Genomic DNA, 18803 nt, shown 5'->3' on the forward strand with positions numbered 1-18803 from the left:
TAAACGTTTATCGGCTAATTCCCTGAAATTTCTTGTCATAATACTAAATAACAATAAATGTATAAAACTAGGAATAATTGTGTCCACACGATAGTTCTCTGAAGGGGTGGATTTTTGCAAAGCAAAAAGACGGGGTAGTTTAAACATCATCTTAAGAACCTTATGAATAACAATTTTTTAACAGAAACAGTAAAAATGGTAGGCAGAATTTTCAATTTTTTATTGCAAATTTGTTTATCACTTTATATTAATCATTAAAATAAAGATTTATGCAAAAGAAAACCTATACAGGACAGCCTGTGGTAACATTAAATAACGGAGTGGATATTCCGGCCTTAGGATTTGGAGTATGGCAGATGGAAGATCTGAAAGAATGTGAAAATGCAGTAATCAAAGCTATTCAGACAGGATATAGAATGATCGATACGGCTGCTATTTATCAGAATGAAACTGCAGTAGGTACGGCCGTAAAAAATAGTGGTGTCAACAGAGACGAACTGTTTATCACCTCCAAAGTATGGGTTCAGGATCATGGATATGAAAAAGCAAAAAGAGCTTTTCAGAGAACATTGGACAGATTACAGATGGATTATCTTGATATGTATCTTATTCACTGGCCGTATGGGGACTTTCTGGGAACATGGAAAGCTTTGGAAGAGCTTTATCAGGAGGGGAAGATCAAAGCAATTGGAGTATGCAATTTTACCGTCGAAAAACTTGAAGAATTAAAAGCAAATTCAACTGTTTTACCGGTTATCAATCAGATTGAGCTACATCCTGTATTTCAGCAGAAAGAACTGCAGGTGTATGACAGAGAAAATAATATCATAACACAGCCATGGAGCCCGTTAGGCAACGGTAACGCTAATCTTTTAAGCAATCCTGACCTGAAAGCTATTGCCGAAAAATATGGTAAAACAGTAGCTCAGGTAATCTTGAGATGGCACCTTCAGGAAGGTTTCGTTGTAATTCCAAAATCGGTGACACCGTCAAGAATTGAAGAAAACTTTAACGTATTTGATTTTGAGCTGACAGAAGATGAAATGAATGTTGTCCGGTCTTTAGATACTGGAAAAAGATTGTTCTTTGATCCTAAAGATCCTGAATGGGAGCAAAAAATGCTAAATTCTGTAGCAGATATTTAATAAAAATAAAGAATCAAAATATTCCCGCAGTTTTCACTAGTTCAGATTACGATCTGTGACATCCGTGTGATCTGTGGGAATTGTATTTTCATTCAGGGTGAAGAATATCATATCCTGTTGAAAATGAGGTGCTCTTATTTTTTGTACTTTTTAATTAAAATATTTTTTTATGTTCTGGCCCGATACAATCAGTAAAAAACTAGGAATACAATATCCTCTTATTCAGGCTCCGATGTTTGGGGTAAGTACTACACAAATGGCTGTTGCCGCTGCAAAAGCAGGCTGTCTGGGATCACTGGCACTGGCCGATCTTTCTGCAGACCAGTCTGTGGAATTGATCAGGGAAACAAGAAAACTGACTGATAAGCCGTTTGCTGTCAATATATTTGTCCATCATATTCCTGAAGTGACGGATGTTTTAAAAGAAAAGTATCGTAAAACCAAACAATTTATTGAGCAGCTGGCCAAAGACAATAGTATTGAAGTACACCTTCCTGATCTTGAAGAAATCAGTGTCAACGGTTATCGTGAACAGGTGGATGCTATCATAGAAGAAAATTGTAAAATATTAAGTTTTACTTTTGGAAATCTGGATGATCAGAGTATTCAGAAATTAAAGGAAAATGGTGTTACCCTTATCGGAACCTGTACTTCTGTGAAGGAATCTTTGTTGCTTGAAAAATCCGGTATTGATATTATTTGTGTTCAGGGAATAGAAGCTGGTGGCCACAGAGGTAGTTTTGAAGCTGAAAATATTCCCCAGATCGGAGGATTATCTTTACTATCACAGATCTACGATCATGTAAATGTTCCTTTGATTTATGCAGGAGGAATTTATGGAGCTAAAACATTACAAGCCGTTAAAGACTTAGGTGCCCAGGGTTTTCAGGTGGGCAATCTTTTGCTGGCTTCTCAGGAAAGCGCTTTATTGCCTTTTGAAAAAGAAAGATTGAAAAGGGTAAGAGAAGAAGAAATTGTTCTCACGAAGAGCTTTTCCGGGCGGTATGCAAGAGGAGTGAAAAACAAATTTATAGAAACGGTTGAAAATTCAGAATATATTTTACCATATCCTTATCAGAACAAACTGACCAATGCCTTACGAAAAGCAGCTAAAGCTCTGCAAAATCCAGAGTTTACAGGAATCTGGGTGGGACAGTCCATTCACCGGTACAGCGAACGGTCTACAGAGGAAATTTTAAGAAATTTAATCTGCCAGTGTGAAAAAGATAAGTAAGACATTAATAAAAAAGCTTCAGAAATATAATCTGAAGCTTTTTATTTATTTTGTTAGATCGAGGCCTCCAAAATTTCCGGAACTCATCATAAGATAGACACCATCTGTTTTATCCAATGTATTCCAGTAGGCGTGTAGATCTTCAGCATTCGTGAAAACCTTTAGTTTTTCATTCTTGAATTTTTCTTTAATAAATTCAGGAGAGATAGGTTCCATTCTCTTGATCTTCAAGGCATCTTCAGAGTAGAAAACTACAGCTTCCTCCAGGCCATCCATTGCATGATCATATTGCTCAAGGAAAGCCGGATTCAGACTTGAATACGTATGAAGTTCCAGGAATCCGTATTTCTTATTATTTTTAAATTGCTCTGCAAAGGCTTTTACTGCAGCCTTTACCTTACTTGGTGCATGGGCAAAATCTTTGTAAAGGATTCCCTTATCTTCTCTTTCCACTTTTTCAAGACGTTTGGATGCTCCTTTGAAACTCATGATTGCCTCATAGAAATCTTCATCCATAATTCCCAACTGCTGGCAGATATGTCTTGCTCCTTCAAGGTTCAGCAGGTTGTGTGCTCCAAAAACAGAAAGAGGAACATCTCCCATTTCCGTTTTTAAATATACTTTACCATTATTGATTTCGTATTCAGGAGTTTTGTAAGGGATTTTTCTGAAATAATTTTCAGCATTTTCCACTACTTTCACTACTTCCGGATCTTCTTCATTATACACAAGAACTCCGCCTGCCGTAATGCTTGCTACAAACTTTCTGAACTGCTCGATATAATCATCAAATGTTTTGAATACATTGATATGATCCCATGCAATGCCGCTTATTAAAGCGATATTCGGCTGATACAGTAAAAATTTCGAACGAAGATCAATAGGAGAGGAAAGATATTCGTCACCTTCCAGTACCATGAAATCATTATCCTGAGTCAGTTTTACCATACAGTCGAAACCTTCAAGCTGTGCACCTACCATGAAGTCCACATCTTTCTGATGGAAATTCAAAACGTGGAGAATCATTGACGTAATGGTTGTTTTACCATGTGATCCTGCAATAACAACTCTTGTCTTGTTTTTAGACTGTTCGTACAGGAATTCAGGATAAGAATATATTTTCAGACCCAGTTCTTTTGCTCTTGCCAGCTCAGGATTATCCTGGTGGGCATGCATCCCGAGAATAACAGCATCAATATCCGGAGTAATCTTTTCCGGGAACCAGCCCATTTCCTGAGGCAGAATTCCTTTCTTTTCCAACCGGGTCTTTGAAGGCTCAAAAATAGCATCATCAGAACCTGTTACCTGATATCCTTTGTCTTTTAATGCGATGGCGAGATTATGCATGGCGCTTCCGCCAATGGCAATGAAGTGGGTTTTCAATTGTATTTACTGTTTTTTAACATTAATATTAATGATGTGCTGGAAAGCTTCAAGAATATTGTTCCAGTTGGTCTGATAATTCGGAATGATCATACTAGCATCCGATTTACTGCCTTCATTGGGACCTTTCTTGACATTGATGGACGTTGAAATATTGTCGTACAATTTTTTACGGTCTTCCTGTATTCTTCTGAAATTATTCTGAGAAAGAACCTGATCCAGTTTCTTTAAATCTTCATCTGAAATTTTAAAATCCTGTTTATATTTTTTTCCCTGGCCTTCAAAAGAGTAGTGTACATTATTCCCTTTGATCAGAAGATTTTCATATACAGGAGCAAAGCCTCCGCTTTTCGAATAACTGATATCAAAATCCGAATATACTTTCTGGCTGTTGCATGAAACTAATACTATGATTGCGAATAATATTCCAAGTATTTTTTTCATAATTTTTCTATTTACTTTAATTATTTGAGTCCTTTTGTTCTAATTTTTTAGCTTTAAGTTCTTCATCATAACTGTGTAATAGATTGAAATCTTCTGTCTGCTCTATGGCAGTCATAATTTTCAATAAAATTTCCGGTGCTTTTTCATTATCATAATCAATATCCAAAGGAGCTTTGAATTCCATCGTAGGTTTTACACCGGTTACCTTTACGCGGAGTCCTTTTTTATCAAAAGCTCTTCTGAATCCGTTTATTTTGATTGGAATTACAATAGGACGCTGGTTTTTTACCAGTTTGGCAGTTCCTCTTCGTCCCTGTGCAAAAGCCGATGTAGTTCCTTGAGGGAAAGTAGCTACCCAGCCATTGTCCAATGCTTTCATAATATTATCTACCTCGCTCATGTCTACCATTCTGTTGACATTCTTCCCTTCAGATCTCCATGTTCTTTTTACCGTTACAGCTCCTGCAATTTTGAAAATTTTAGGAAGAATACCTTTGTTCATGGTTTCCTCTGCTGCCACATAGTAAAAATCAATCTTCGGATTCAAAAGATAGATCGGGTTTTTTATTGTATTGAGATATCCGTTGTTCACAGCACAAAAGGCATGGTACATGGCCGCCACATCTGCAAAATAGGTCTGATGGTTGGATACAAACAGTACGTTAGAGTCCGGAAGATCCACAAGGTGTTCTGTACCGGTTATTTTTAACTTATTAAAGCCATTGAATCTTCTGTAAGAAACAATTCCTAAAATAAAAATAATAAACCTTTTCAAAAAATAAGGAGTTCCGAATGCATCGGTGAAAATATTTTTCTTCGCCATCTCTCAATTAAACACGGTAGTGCAAAGTTACATTTTTTTCAGCAACTGACTGAATTCACTTAATATCATCGCTGTAGCTCCCCAGATAATGTATCCGTTGAAATTAATCACGGGCACTTCATGTCCGCCTGCACTCGGCAGAGCCATGATTTCCGGGGTGTCCGACAGGTTTAAAAAGGAAGTGATCGGAAATTCTATGGTTTCCACAGCTTCCGTCTGTTGAAGAACGAAAGCAGGATTCTTTATTGTATAAGAAATATAGGGATAGACATAAAAATTGCTTGGCGGAATATAAATCGGAGACATTTCTCTGATGATTCTTACATAATGTTTATCTATTCCGATTTCTTCGGAGGTTTCCCGAACTGCCGTTTCAGCAAAATCCCTGTCCATTTCCTCACGCTTTCCTCCGGGCAGAGATATCTGTCCGCTGTGTCTGTCGTGTTCATTAATCGTCCTTTGGATCAATGGAAAATACCACTCGTTGTCTTTCAGATATAAAACAATATTAACCGCCGCAAATTTGGGATTCTTTGACAATACTTCATCATACGTAAAAACGGGGCGGTAGGGAGGTGAAAATACTCCATGGGCGTGCTCACCGGGAAGTTCCACGCTTTTTATTTTTCTCAATAAATCTTTTCCAAAATTTTCCATAGCTCAAATTTAGCAATATATCTCGAAGAAATAAATGCCTTAACATTAATTAACCTGTGAAATATCAGGATTTAAAGCTTTAAACCCTTAATCTGACAGGGTAATTATTTAACTGAAATAACAGGGAGATGTTGTACCGGAAAATTGACGGAATTGGCAATGAAACAATATTCACTGGCTTTATGATGAAGCTGTTCTGCTTTTTCTTTCATGGATTCTGCTGCAACAGTTACTGTTGGGTGTAGAGTTACTTCTGTAAAATGACCGCTTCCACTGGCTGTTTCTACCATGGTACCTGTCGCTTCATCAGTATAATTTGTAACAATAATGCCCGCTTCAGAACAGAAATGAAGGTACCAAAGCATGTGACAGGAAGAAAGTGAAGATAAAAACATTTCTTCAGGATTATATTTCGTCCGGTCGCCACGGAATGCCGGATCAGATGATCCTTCAATCACAACTTTATTCTCCGCTGAAATGGTATGGCTTCTTCCGTAATCTCTGTAACCGCTGGTTCCTGTTCCCTGGTTTCCCGTCCACTGGATGGTCATTTTGTAATGGTGGTTTTTCATATTTTAAAGATAAAAGATAAAAGATCTTGCTGTTAAAATTCAATAGGGGTGGGCTTTAGCCCGCCTACATAAACAAAAAACATCTATTGGCTTTAGCCGAAACTTATAGCAAGAAAGGTAATAAAAAAACCTCCAGAAAACTGAAGGTTTTAAATTTTTTAATTAGAGAATTCTATCAATTCTTCTTTTTTGGCATTGTAGATTTTGTATTCTAAATATTTAAAAGAATCCCTTGGAACAATGGTTACCCACTTTTTGTATTTGATAAACCATTTCATCTGGATACTTTTAATGCCTTTTGTAAGGTAGGCTTCCACAAATGGGTGTACGTGCAGGTAGATTTTTCCTTTTTCTTTCTGCAGGATATTTCTTAAGGTTTCACCCATTCTTTCCACGATAACAATAGGAGCTACAATTTCTCCGTCTTTGTTCGGGTTTTCTTCTTTGGTGTCGATCTGTTTTTCCGGACGGTTTCTCTGTCTGGTGATCTGGATCAGACCAAATTTACTTGGAGGAAGGATTTTGTGGCGTGCTTTGTCGCGCTTCATTTCCTCTTTAAGATGCTCGTAAAGATCTCTTCTGTGATCAGAATTCGGCATATCTATGAAATCGATAACGATGATCCCTCCCATATCGCGGAGGCGAAGTTGTCTTGCGATTTCTGTAGCAGCCATTTTGTTCACTTTCAGTGCATGCTCTTTGTTGACAGCTGCTCCGGTTGTAATATTGTTTCCGGAGTTGACGTCCACTACGTGAAGTGCTTCTGTGTGCTCAATAACAAGATAGGCTCCTTTGGAACTCGGAATGTTGACGTGTTTTCCGAAGCTCTGTTTAAGCTGTTTTTCAACATTGTAATATTCCAGAAGTGGAATATGGGAATCATAAAACTGGACAATATTTTTCTTTTCAGGAGCAATTACTTCAATGTAATTTTTCATTTCGTTCACCATTTGCTCATCATCGCAAATGATATTGACGAAGTCCTGATTAAAATTGTCTCTTAAAATAGCTGAAGCTTTGTCTTCTTCGCTTAAAACTTTAGACGGAACTTTATTTCTCTGGATGTTTTTGAAAGTACTTTCCCATTTCTGAACCAGCTGGTTCATGTCATTATGCAGGTCGGCTACTTTTTTTCCTTCTGCCACCGTTCTTATGATCACTCCGAATCCTTCAGGCTTAATGCTGTCGATAAGGGTTCTCAGTCTTTCTTTTTCCTCAGAACTTCTGATTTTTTTGGAAATAGAAACTTTATTGTCAAAAGGAATTAAAACCAGGAAACGTCCTGTTAATGAAATCTGGGTAGAAATTCTTGGACCTTTGGTAGAGATAGGTTCTTTGGTAATTTGTAACAGAACAAGATCGTCCTTGGCAATTACTTTGTCTACCGTTCCGTTTTTGTCTATTTCGGGTTGTATCTCGAAATTTTTTAAGCTCGAAGTGCTTTGTTTTTTAGAAATAGTATCTTTTAAAAACTTTCTGTACGTAAGATACTGAGGTCCCAGATCCTGGTAATGCAGAAATGCATCTTTGTCATATCCGATATTGACGAATGCTGCATTCAAGTTTGGGGCAAGTTTTTTTACTTTTCCTATAAACAGATCTCCAACTATAAAATCGCTTTTGTCTTCTTGCTCATGAAGTTCACATAGTCTTCCGTCTTCCAGCAGCGCAATCTTTGTAAGATCATCTTCATGCGAAACTATTAGTTCTTTCTTCATTTTTTAATAAGATAAAATTGTTAAGATTATAGGAAGTGGATGTTTTTTATCGATTAATTCATCTATTAAATATAAGGATTTTGAATGAAAACCATTATATTTTTATTAAAATAATATTTGAAACCCTCCGTTTTCCGCGGAATCTTATAGTTGCAAACAAAAATATAGTTAGTGAACTTTAAAAATTTAAATCCACCAACTATATTATTATATTGTAAATCTCGAGAAAAAGAGATTATTTTTTCTTATGTCTGTTTGCTCTTCTTCTTTTCTTTCTTTTGTGAGTCGCAACCTTGTGTCTTTTTCTTTTCTTTCCGCTTGGCATAATTTTAATTTTTTAGTAACTAGTTAATATTCAGTTAATGTTCTTATTTTACTGCAACTTTAGTTTTTACTTTCTCAACAAAAGATTTTGAAGGTTTGAAAGCAGGAATGTTATGAGCAGGAATCTCAATTGCAGTGTTTTTAGAAATATTTCTTCCTGTTTTAGCAGCTCTTGTTTTAATGATAAAAGATCCAAAACCTCTTAGATAAACGTTATCCCCATTATACATAGAAGTTCTGATCTCCTGCATAAAAGCTTCTACAACTTTCTGTGTTTCATTCTTTTCTGTTCCCAACTTATTTGAGATGGTGTTTACCAATTCTGCCTTTGTCATTTCCTTATTTTAATTTTAAATTTTAGGTGTGCAAATTTAGTTAAAAAAATTGAATACTAGCAAATTAGTGGCAAAATATTTTTATTCAAAGAGTTGGACTTTTTATGTATACACTATATTAAGGCAGGATGGTGATAATTTAACAATAAAATAATGTAACCGGATAAAGGTACAAAAAATTGATGAACAAAATTTAATAAATGCTGGTTATAACAGGTCTGGCAGCACTTTATGGTCTTTAGCATACTATTTTTGAGATCCGTTATCTGCCCTTAACCATCCGCCCGAAATTGAATTTTTCAATTGAAATCAGATTTTTTTATAAACTGGAATTATAATATCCGTTTTCTACGCAGAAGCGGATAAGATGAAGTTTGGTTTTCAACCCCAGCTTTTCTGTAAGTCTGTTGATATAGGTATCAATTGTTCTGGTACTGAGATTGAGTTTTTCTGCAATTTCTTTATTGCTGAATCCTTCATAGCAGAACCTCATGAGCTGTATTTCAGATGGGGAAAGTTCTTCCTGTCCTTTTTTCTGCCTGTCCATATATTCCTGTACGGCAAGCGGCTGCTGTTCCCATTCTTTGGAATAAGCCTGATAGTCGAAGTCGTCAGACGCAATACTTCCTTTAATAATATCCTTTATAATGGTGCTTTTTTTCTGACAGTAATAGATATTGGGAATCTTTGAAAGGATTTCCGCCATATCTTCTTGATAAGTGCCGGAATACGTAATAATAGGGGTTTCAGTATTGTTTTTTCTGATGTACTTAATAGCTTCAATTCCACTTAATACCGGCATGAACAGCTCAATAATGAACACATCTTCCTGTCTTCTGTAGATTCTGTTTACCAGCTCATGCCCATTGTTACAATCATTCAGAAGCATATAGAAAGGATTTTCCATAAGTGTTTTGATCATTATTTTTTTAAAATAAAAATCACTGTCAGCAATGGAAAAACGTACGGTATTAGATAATATTTTACTCATTCTTAATATCGATTTGGCGAATGATATTTAAAATTCAGAGGTCTAATTTATGAAAAACTTATCAAAGTGAAAATTAATATTAATTTAATCAGGGTTTTCACGAAACAGGGTTGGGGAAATTACGTATTGTGCATAAAATTTTTTTTTTATATTTTCACAGGCCAAACAAATCGCAAATTATGTCTTCTAACAGGGAAAAAAAATTAAACAAATCTGACGTCAGAACGGGCATTTGGAAGTTTATTCTGTCATTTGTCGTTTTGTCGGTTGTATCTTTTGCTTGCTTATTTCTCTTCTTTAAGAGTTATGATATACAGCGGGAAGGAATCAGCCGTGAAGCTGAAGCGTATAAAGAACTGATGCTTCGAAGTGACGTGCTTAAGGATCACATTGATGATATTTACGACAAAATGAACCAGCTTAGCATCAATAAGGTGGAGAATGAGGTATTTCTGAGAACCAGTATTATGGATAATGTGAGAGATGCCAAAAATATTATGGGTAAAGACAGTGTGCAGAGCTTTAAACATTATGCCGTACTGATGAAGCAGATTGTACCGATGATGAATTTAAAAGCAAAGATCATCGAAGTAGAGTATCAGAAAAAGACCGTTTTACGGGATCTTGATGAATGCATGGGCAAGATTAAAGTAACCAACAACGAACTTCGGAAAGACCCTACGAGAAATTTCACAGGAAGTAGAAGGAGAAGATAAAAAGAAAAGATATGCAAGGACAAATCACATTATCGAAAAAAGAAAGGCATTATCAGTTTTTTTATTTAATACTGATGCTGGTGACTGCCATGTTATTTTTAGGAGTGATCTTTCTGAAAGGATTTGAATCCCCTTTTTCTGATGAAGATGTAAGAGGTATTCAGAATCTTGAGCAGAAAGCCGAATTTGAACAACACCAGAAAGTTGTTCTTCCCATCATGGACAGTACCTACACCATGATCACCAAGCTTACTGATGACGGACCACAGCCTTTTATCGAAAATAATATCCAGCTGGGTGTAAACGACCTTAACAGCTATTTCAACAGTACTGATGTTGTGGATATACGTAAAGATGCCTATCCGCAGATCGCGAAATTCTATAAAATGTATTTTGATGACAAAAAAGTCATTTCAACAACCTCTGAAGACATTAAAATTTTCCAGAAACAGGTGGATGAATGCAGAATCGGATTTAAAGATAAGCAGAATAAGCTTTATCAGCGCGAGCAGGATCTGAAAGCAAGAATGCAGTAAGCAAATAAATACTAGGAACATACATAAAACACATCACAATTACTAACTATGAATTATTTTCAAAAGAACAAGAAAAACATTATTATCGGTGTTATTGCAACTTTGCTGATCGCAGCATTGGTTGCTCTGTGGCTGCAGAAAAAGGTAATACATTCAGCAGATGATATTGTTGGGGTGGTTTATCCGTCTTCACTGGCGGTAGGAGACACGCTTTTATTCGAAGATAAAACCCAGTTTGCCAAAACCAAAAGATGGAATTTCGGAGATGGGACAACTTCAGATAAAAACAGTGGTATTCACTTCTATAATAAACCGGGATATTATCAGGTGATTTTGATCGTCGACAACAAGTACACGAAATCTTTCCCTGTAATGGTAAGCGCAAGAAGCGTTCAGAAACCAAAAGATACTGCAACGGCAAAAACAACTATCGAAGCCGTAAGTCAGGCAATGCAAAATGAAAATGTGACCTTCCGTGCTATTTCTGATGCAAAACAGTTTGCATGGAAATTCGGTGAGTCCGGAAATACAGATGCTAAGGACAAATTTACCATCTATTCCTATAAAAAACCTGGAGAGTATCTGGTGACTCTTTACACAGAACAAAGCCAGGATCCTATTTATCACCGTATTAAAATTCTTCCGGCTTATGATGCTCTTGCTGAAGATGAAGTTTCAGTAGAAGACTCTTATGCCAAAGTAGATAATGATTTTAAATATCACCTGCAGCAGATTGCCAACGGAAACAGTTTCAATATGCACTACAATTACCTGCTGAAAACCTATCTGTGTAACAATGAAAATACAGTGGTAAAAGTAAATGACAGCAAAGTGAATAACTTCTACATGTATTGTGCAGGCCTTCAGTTTGACAAGAATACAGTGATTCAGACGGTAAAAGTAAACCTGGACGACACACAGAACTGTGTAACTAAAGTAGATATTAATCAAAGCAAATAATTTCATCCGGTCTTACGGATGTACCAATCATAAAAAGATTAAATAGGATGAAAAATAAATTTCCTCTAGCAGCATATTATATAGGGTTAACAGTATTATTGACGAGTTGCCAGGTAAAACTGCCGTCAAAGAAAACCCCGGAGCCTTCACAGTATGGGCAGGTGGATGCATCCCCTGTCGTTAACGGATATCCGAAAAAGTCAGTGCCATGGATCGTTATTTCAGACCGGTCAAGAAATACGGCTTATCTGGATAAAGATGATGAGAAGTCTTACAAAGAAGTAAAATTCCTTGAACCTTTAATGGTTTTAAAACATAGAGACGGAATGGTAAAAGTAGCGGAATATGTTCCGGATGCTTTAATGAAGAAAGTTTCGTCAAAATCGATCAAAACATATGGCTGGATTCAGGAGTCTGATCTCCTTCTCTGGAATAACGCTTTAAAAAGTGAAAAGACAGGTTATCCTGTTAGAGTAGCAGTAGTACCTAATAACAGCGAAGTCATCAGAAATGCTGAAAGATACTACAAAAACGACTCTATTATGGTGTTCAACTCACCAAGCCTTATTGAAACAGCCAATGTAAAAATTCCTAACGGACAAATTGTATATGTGTACAAAATGGCCGAAAATAACAAACGTTTTCTGGTAGGTAAAAAACCATCTGTTGATATGGACAGTATCAATAAAGGACTTTACGGCTGGGTAAGCTCCAATGTAATCTCCACCTGGGGAGAACGTTCCGCTATCAGACTTAAAAATACAACAGGAATTACCGATACAACGCTGGGAATTCATGAAGGACATCCGGGTGGATCAGCATCAGATGCGTCCAACAAAACAGCTATTCTTCTTACCGATGTGAATAAGAGAACACAGCTGGAAAATATCTTCCCGGTAAATCTTCCTTTAGAAGAAGCTCCAACACCTGATACCAAGACAAAATATTTCACCAATATTTTAGATTACAGTAAGAATTTCGTATCCAATGTACTGGGTGAACCGATTTATTTCGACCGTTACAGAGAGATCACGGAAAAAGATAAAAACATCAATATTGTCTTTGCATTAGATGTAAGTGCCGGTAATGCGCCTTATGCACCTATTGTAAAATCATTGTTACAGGATCTTCAGCTTAGGTTTGAAAAGCCTTCCTATTTTAGCAATGTTAAATATGGAGCGGTTTTATACAAGAACAATCCTTGCGGAGATAATGTTTCTGTATCCAGCTTAAGCACAGATTACAGTAAGATTTCATCATTTATTGATCAGAAAACGAATGAAATGAACTGTGCCAGCAATAGCGGTTATCAGCCGGTAGGAGAGGCTCTTACGGCAGCAGGAAACCTTCTTTCAAACGTTCCTGATGAAACCAATATCGTTGTTACTGTAGGAACTTCTGCCAACCAAAGCGGAAATATGTACAGTGTAATCAGTTCTCTTACCCAGGCTCAGGCAAGACTGATCATGTTCCAGACCAGTGCAAGATCATCAGATACCTACAATGATTTTGTATTGATGGCGGAAAATGTGGTTACCAATACAGCCAAAAATATTGCTGAACTTAAAAAACAAAAGATCATCAACCAAAATGATGTGCTTACCAAGAATAATTTCAGCCTTGTGGAAGGAGATACAGGATTCTTCTCTTTAGCTTACCCTAAACAGAGTATGTCTCAGGGATTCGTTATTTTCCCTAAGAAAGGAGACATTACGACTCCGGGATTCCTGAAAAAATCTGTTGACAGCCTTATTGCACAGGTTACTCTGGATAATCAGACTATTGATAAATCTCTTAATGAATATTTCCATTCATCCGTAGGAGCAGGTAGAACAGATGTGGATTTAAAATATAAATATCTGTATCCGGGACTTACCAATCCGGTTTCTGCAGGAATTGCCGCACAGCTGATCAACTATGGAAGCCCATTCCTTGTAAAAGGATATATTCCAAAAGATCTGAAAGATTTTACTCCGGCAATAGAAAAGGGAATCCTTATTTCTGAATCGGAATATGATAACTTAAAAGCTTTCTACACGGAAGTATACAGAAATACTCAGGCAGACCGTGCAGATTTTAATCAGGGAAGAGCCATTAAAGAGTATGTTAAATTACTGAAGAAGTACAATCCTACGATAAAATTCTTGGATAAAGGAGCACTTTATGAGCTGCCAATGTCTTATGCAATCGGAATGAGTACCGGATTTGACCTTTCTGAAGAAGAACTGATGGCGAAATACAAGCTGAAAGGCTGGAAAAAATCAAAAGTAGTTCCTGGTGAAACGGTAAAAAATTATTTCCAGCACTATAAGAACTTAGCAGACAGAATGCTTGCCAACAGAAACAACCCGGCTGTAAAAATTCAGCAGAACGGACAGACTTTCTACTGGCTTAATGAGTACTTTACTCCATCCAGAATTCCAACAGAACAACCGGAATACACAAAGCATTAAAAACATTTTTTTATGATATCAAAAGCAGGAGTATATACTTCTGCTTTTTTTGTAGTATAAAGACAGATCAACAAACCTTAATCTTAAATTTTTAAACTTTGAATCCTCATTATTTCTCTTTGATGTGTAAAATTATTTTTTATCTAAAAAAAGAGAAATAATTTAAAACGCTGTATTTATGGTCGTTATCATAAGGTTGATAAATCCAATGTCGTAGAATTACGACAAGAAATCGTAGAACTACTACAAAATCTCAGATTTATAGGGAAAAGTTTTTTTTAGCGGAAAAGAGCCTCTATATTTGCTAACACAATCACCGAATCACAAAATATTACTAACGATTAAATTTACTAATCATGGCCGAAAGAAATTCAAGAGGAATCTTAAAATTCAATAATGGAGAAGGGCAAAAGCTGTTAAAAATGAATTACAGCGTTTCCAGATCTACAGATGTTTCAGGACGTGTAGCATCAGATCCTTCCAACGCATTAATCAAGGTTACAGTAGAAGCTACTGAAAAATCAGATATCCTTGAAAGCTTGCTGAACGGTAAATATAAGCCAACTGTAGGAGAGATTACTTTTAACAAATCTCACGAAGAAGGAACATTGATTACACTGAAATGGCAGAACGGATATGTAATCCAGCATCAGGTAGATTTCGATGCTATCGACAGCAACAGTATGCTGATCAGCTTCGTAGTAAGTGCAGAGACAATCGACTATGGTACTTCTCAATACGCCGGATTATGGCCATCCAGCTAAATACTGACACACATTATCAACATTCATAAGAAGAAAGACTGTCCCTATTTAAGACGGTCTTTTTTTGCCTGAAAGAAAAATTATAACCTGAGAATTTTATTTTATAACGTGTTTATATAATGTCTGTTATATAAAATATTGTTATCTTTAATACTAAACACAAACACAAAGCATATGAAAACCGAATCAAAGACCAAAGGATCTTCTTTCCGCCCATCTCAGAATGCAGACGGGATATCCGCGAATCATCACGCAGGGATCAACCGGCTGGTCAAATTATCACTGGTTGTAGAAGGTAAAATTATTAAGTACTATAAGCATTTCACTCTTAAACAGAAGGCGGGTCACCATCACGAATTCAACCTTATTCTTGCTCACGATGCATTGGGAGACCGGCAGAGCCATACTCTTGAAGAAGCCAATAAATTTTTGGGAAAACGTCTTACAGCTGTTATTTCCTACAAAGATATTGAGAAAAGTCCGGAAAGGAATTTTGTTGGGGTTATTACCAAAGTAGGATTCAGTCAGGAAAAAATGAGTCTGGGAAATATTGTGCTTTCCGGATACAGCCCGACGATCCTGCTGGACGGTGCTCCGCATATCCAGAGCTTTGGCGGCAGCCAGCCCGTTAATATGGGAATCATAGCCAAAGAAGTAATACAACAGGGAATAGATAAAGAACGGTTTGATATAAGAGTCGATACCAATGATTATTCCCAGATCATTTACAGCAGCCAGTATAACGAAACCCATTACAATTATCTGTCGAGAATGGCAGAAGCTTATGGAGAACAATTTTATTATGATGGTGAAGTTTTGCATTTTGGAAAGCTTCCTCCACAAAATAAACCTATAAAATTATTATATGGGAGCAATGCGGATCATATCAGGGTAGAACTAAAAGCGGTTCATACAAAACCTCAGTATTATGGCTATAACAGCAGTAAACATGAAAAACTGACTTCCGGGGAAACTCCGGTTGACCATTTAGGTGATCTGGCCCGTACAGCATATAGTCATAACGATAAAATATATAAAACTCCGGCACTGCAGGTTGCACCTATTAAAGCAACAACGCACCTGGATGTGGAGCACTCTCAAAGAAGCGCGTCAGGAAGTGAAGCGGTTAATGTATTTTCGGTTTCCGGATCTACAACCGTTCCTTTTTTGCATCCCGGATGTATTGCTGATATTCATATGAGAAAACCGGACAGCAGTGAAACATCTTATTTTACGAAGGTTATGGTGACAGAAGCCGTTCATGAAATTGATACGATCGGACATTACACAGGAACTTTCGAATCCATTGCCGCAGACACGGGTTTTCTGCCCAAACCGGAATTTACGGTACCGGCTGCCCAACCACAAATTGCAACGGTAATTTCCAATACCGATCCGGAAGGGCAGGGAAGAGTTCAGGTAAGATTCGACTGGCAGATGAATGATAACACTCACTTTGTAAGAGTAATGAGCCCGGATGCAGGAGGAACCGATCAGATTACTCAAAACCGTGGTTATGTAGCTATTCCCGAGGTAGGCGATCAGGTGATGGTTAATTTCGTACATAGTCATCCTGACAGACCATTTGTGATGGGAGGAATGTTCCATGGCGGAATAGGCCTTGGTGGAGGTGCAGACAATCGTGTAAAATCCATACAAACGCGAAGCGGCCACAGAATCGTTTTTACGGAAGACGAAAGCATTATTATTACAGATAAAAGCGGAAATGAAATCCATCTGGATACAACCGGAAGTAATATTAATATCACGGCACCGGAAACCATGACCCTGAACTGTAAGAACATGAATATTAATGTAGGAGAGAATATGACTACGACGGTGGGAAATAACCAAAGTACAAACATTGGAAATAATATTACAATATCTGCTGGTAATGATATTATAGAAACTGCTACTGGTAATAGAATGGAAATATCTGATAACCGGACAGAAATGGTAGATAATACATTATTTAGACAGTCTGACAAATCAGAAACTTTTGCAGGATCTATTGATATTAGTTCTACTCAGGATAATATGATTATGCAAAGTGCTAAGACAATTGAGTGGAATAGTGGAGAAAAATCAAACCTTTTTTAATATGGCAATTATCAAGAGATCAAAAAATATGATTATCAAAACTACAAATAAAGAAACTATTATTTGTGGAAAGAGATTAGAAGAAATTGCTACATCCAAATGGGTAGAAGCTATGGACGGTAAATTAGTATTGAATAGCCCTAAAAAAATACATTCTCATGGCAACAGGAAATAGCGTAGGAGAATACAAACCAGGAAAGCCTTCCATAAATCATATAGTTGAGTATAATGAGAATATAGTTGTTGTAGGTGCAGAAGTTCATGACAAAAAGCCAGTTAATAAATTAATGTTTATGGCTCAAGCTATAAGAAGAGTTAAGATATCAAGTGTACAAACAGTAATATATTTTAAGCATGGCTATTCTCAAAATATGATAAGTGAGTTTGAAAATTCACTGAAAAGTTATAAAAAAAATATAAAGATTATTGCGATCACTAATATTTCTCAACTTTTTAATTATTTAAACATTGGAAGTATAGAGAAATCTGGGAGTGATTATCGTACGAAACCGGATGAATATGGAAATATGTATAAGGTTAAAAATGTATATTTCTATTCTCATGGTATGCCAAGTAGAATTACATTTATGTTAGATTGGGATATTTACATAAAAAATAATAATATAAAATCAAATGAAACTGCTCAGAAAAATGAACTGAATTTAGAAAACTATACAATATTAAATCCTAAAAGTTTCTCAAAAGATGTTGAATTATGGTCCTTTGCATGTAGGACTGGACTCAGTGTGGATAATGATTCTGAGGTTGAAAAATTTACATGGGGTGAAGCAGAAAGTCTTGCTCAGAAGTTAGCCGATAGGTTAAATGCAAAAGTTCATGCTTTTCTTAAGAGAAGTAATTATGAACTTACTTGGGGAGGAAGATCGGATAGGTTAGATTTAAAAATTGCTGATAATCTTGAAAAGATAAATATTGATATTAAAAACGATGATAATTTTAGAGCTTATAAGAAAAAAGAAAAAAAGATTGATGAAATTTATCCTTGGCAACCGCAAGGTGCATATAGAGATGTTGTAGCAGGAGACTTTCCATATGGTCCTCCAGGTTGCATGTGTTTATTTCAAAAAAATAAAAAAATTATAATACCTTGTGATACAATGGTCTTTCCAAAAGGTTAAATATATATGAAATCAAAAATTCAATTTTTCTTAATATATCTAGTAATTGGTATTGTTAGCTATTTCGGCTATAAATTATTATACAATACATCGTTTGATTTAGGTTTATTTTGTGATGTTAGTACAGAATGTTACGAATTAACTCAAAAAAGCATTATTTTTAATTGGTTTCTCTTTTTAATATTAGTAATAACTGCAAATCTTTTACTAAGAAGTAAAATAAAATATTTTATAATAGTAGTACTAGTTTTACTCTTTAATATTTTGAAACTTGGTTCTAATGGAGCTGTAATGTTTCTTTTTATTTTAAATTTATTTACATTACTTTTTTCAGTCAAACTAATGGATAATAAAGAAAAGAGCCATTATATTATTGCATTTATATGTATGGTATTTATATATCTATTTGAAATGTTTTATGTTTCTGAAATATTTTATTTTAATACAAAATATGATACTTTGGAAACCATAATATACATTTCTTTAACTCTAATTTTTATATTTAATCT

General features: G+C 36.0%; 18 protein-coding genes. 10 read left to right on the forward strand and 8 right to left on the reverse strand.

What is annotated here, in order from left to right:
• Positions 1–269: 269 nt before the first annotated feature.
• Positions 270–1145, forward strand: coding sequence for an aldo/keto reductase (locus DEU40_RS20955; RefSeq protein ID WP_110011652.1), 876 nt, complete (start codon positions 270–272; stop codon positions 1143–1145).
• A gap of 169 nt (positions 1146–1314) precedes the next feature.
• Positions 1315–2379 (forward strand): NAD(P)H-dependent flavin oxidoreductase, encoded by a 1065-nt coding sequence (locus tag DEU40_RS20960; protein WP_110011653.1) that lies wholly within the window; start codon positions 1315–1317, stop codon positions 2377–2379.
• A 45-nt stretch (positions 2380–2424) separates the two neighbouring features.
• On the opposite strand, the gene DEU40_RS20965 is transcribed toward DEU40_RS20960, so the two are convergent.
• From DEU40_RS20965 to DEU40_RS21000, 8 genes are all read right to left on the reverse strand, one after another.
• A complete protein-coding gene (locus tag DEU40_RS20965) occupies positions 2425–3762 on the reverse strand; it encodes a UDP-N-acetylmuramate--L-alanine ligase (RefSeq protein ID WP_110011654.1) in 1338 nt (445 codons plus the stop codon).
• 6 nt (positions 3763–3768) lie between these two features.
• Complete coding sequence (locus DEU40_RS20970) at positions 3769–4206, reverse strand: hypothetical protein (protein WP_110011655.1); 438 nt, start codon at positions 4204–4206, stop codon at positions 3769–3771.
• A 16-nt stretch (positions 4207–4222) separates the two neighbouring features.
• Positions 4223–5029, reverse strand: coding sequence for a lysophospholipid acyltransferase family protein (locus tag DEU40_RS20975; protein ID WP_062675350.1), 807 nt, complete (start codon positions 5027–5029; stop codon positions 4223–4225).
• Between the two features lie 27 nt (positions 5030–5056).
• Complete coding sequence (locus DEU40_RS20980) at positions 5057–5686, reverse strand: NUDIX hydrolase (protein ID WP_110011656.1); 630 nt, start codon at positions 5684–5686, stop codon at positions 5057–5059.
• Between the two features lie 104 nt (positions 5687–5790).
• Positions 5791–6258 (reverse strand): OsmC family protein, encoded by a 468-nt coding sequence (locus DEU40_RS20985; protein WP_110011657.1) that lies wholly within the window; start codon positions 6256–6258, stop codon positions 5791–5793.
• A gap of 158 nt (positions 6259–6416) precedes the next feature.
• Entirely contained in the window at positions 6417–7976 is a 1560-nt protein-coding gene (locus DEU40_RS20990; RefSeq protein WP_110011658.1) for a ribonuclease E/G, read from the reverse strand.
• A 368-nt stretch (positions 7977–8344) separates the two neighbouring features.
• The gene (locus tag DEU40_RS20995) at positions 8345–8635 is read right to left on the reverse strand and encodes an HU family DNA-binding protein (protein WP_002984212.1); all 291 of its coding nucleotides are present in this window, start codon (positions 8633–8635) and stop codon (positions 8345–8347) included.
• 319 nt (positions 8636–8954) lie between these two features.
• Entirely contained in the window at positions 8955–9626 is a 672-nt protein-coding gene (locus DEU40_RS21000; RefSeq protein ID WP_047429454.1) for a response regulator transcription factor, read from the reverse strand.
• Between the two features lie 179 nt (positions 9627–9805).
• On the opposite strand from DEU40_RS21000, the gene tssO reads away from it, so the two are divergent.
• From tssO to DEU40_RS21035, 8 genes are all read left to right on the forward strand, one after another.
• Entirely contained in the window at positions 9806–10342 is a 537-nt protein-coding gene (gene tssO, locus DEU40_RS21005; protein ID WP_110011659.1) for a type VI secretion system TssO, read from the forward strand.
• Positions 10343–10353: 11 nt separating this feature from the next.
• The gene (locus DEU40_RS21010) at positions 10354–10878 is read left to right on the forward strand and encodes a type VI secretion system transmembrane protein TssO (RefSeq protein WP_110011660.1); all 525 of its coding nucleotides are present in this window, start codon (positions 10354–10356) and stop codon (positions 10876–10878) included.
• A gap of 48 nt (positions 10879–10926) precedes the next feature.
• On the forward strand, positions 10927–11838 hold the full coding sequence (locus DEU40_RS21015; protein WP_110011661.1) for a PKD domain-containing protein: 912 nt from the start codon (positions 10927–10929) through the stop codon (positions 11836–11838).
• A 47-nt stretch (positions 11839–11885) separates the two neighbouring features.
• Entirely contained in the window at positions 11886–14291 is a 2406-nt protein-coding gene (gene tssR, locus DEU40_RS21020) for a type VI secretion system protein TssR domain-containing protein (RefSeq protein ID WP_110011662.1), read from the forward strand.
• Between the two features lie 356 nt (positions 14292–14647).
• Positions 14648–15055, forward strand: coding sequence for a type VI secretion system tube protein TssD (gene tssD, locus DEU40_RS21025; RefSeq protein ID WP_110011663.1), 408 nt, complete (start codon positions 14648–14650; stop codon positions 15053–15055).
• A 174-nt stretch (positions 15056–15229) separates the two neighbouring features.
• Positions 15230–17155, forward strand: a complete 1926-nt coding sequence (locus DEU40_RS21030) for a type VI secretion system Vgr family protein (protein ID WP_110011664.1) — start codon at positions 15230–15232, stop codon at positions 17153–17155.
• A 1-nt stretch (position 17156) separates the two neighbouring features.
• Entirely contained in the window at positions 17157–17330 is a 174-nt protein-coding gene (locus DEU40_RS22550; RefSeq protein WP_171006302.1) for a hypothetical protein, read from the forward strand.
• A complete protein-coding gene (locus DEU40_RS21035) occupies positions 17314–18294 on the forward strand; it encodes a hypothetical protein (protein WP_110011665.1) in 981 nt (326 codons plus the stop codon). Before DEU40_RS22550 ends, DEU40_RS21035 begins: the two co-directional genes overlap by 17 nt.
• The last annotated feature ends 509 nt before the right edge of the window (positions 18295–18803 follow it).

It is taken from the genome of Chryseobacterium sp. AG844, assembly GCF_003182335.1.
Taxonomy (GTDB): Bacteria; Bacteroidota; Bacteroidia; order Flavobacteriales; family Weeksellaceae; genus Chryseobacterium; species Chryseobacterium cupriresistens.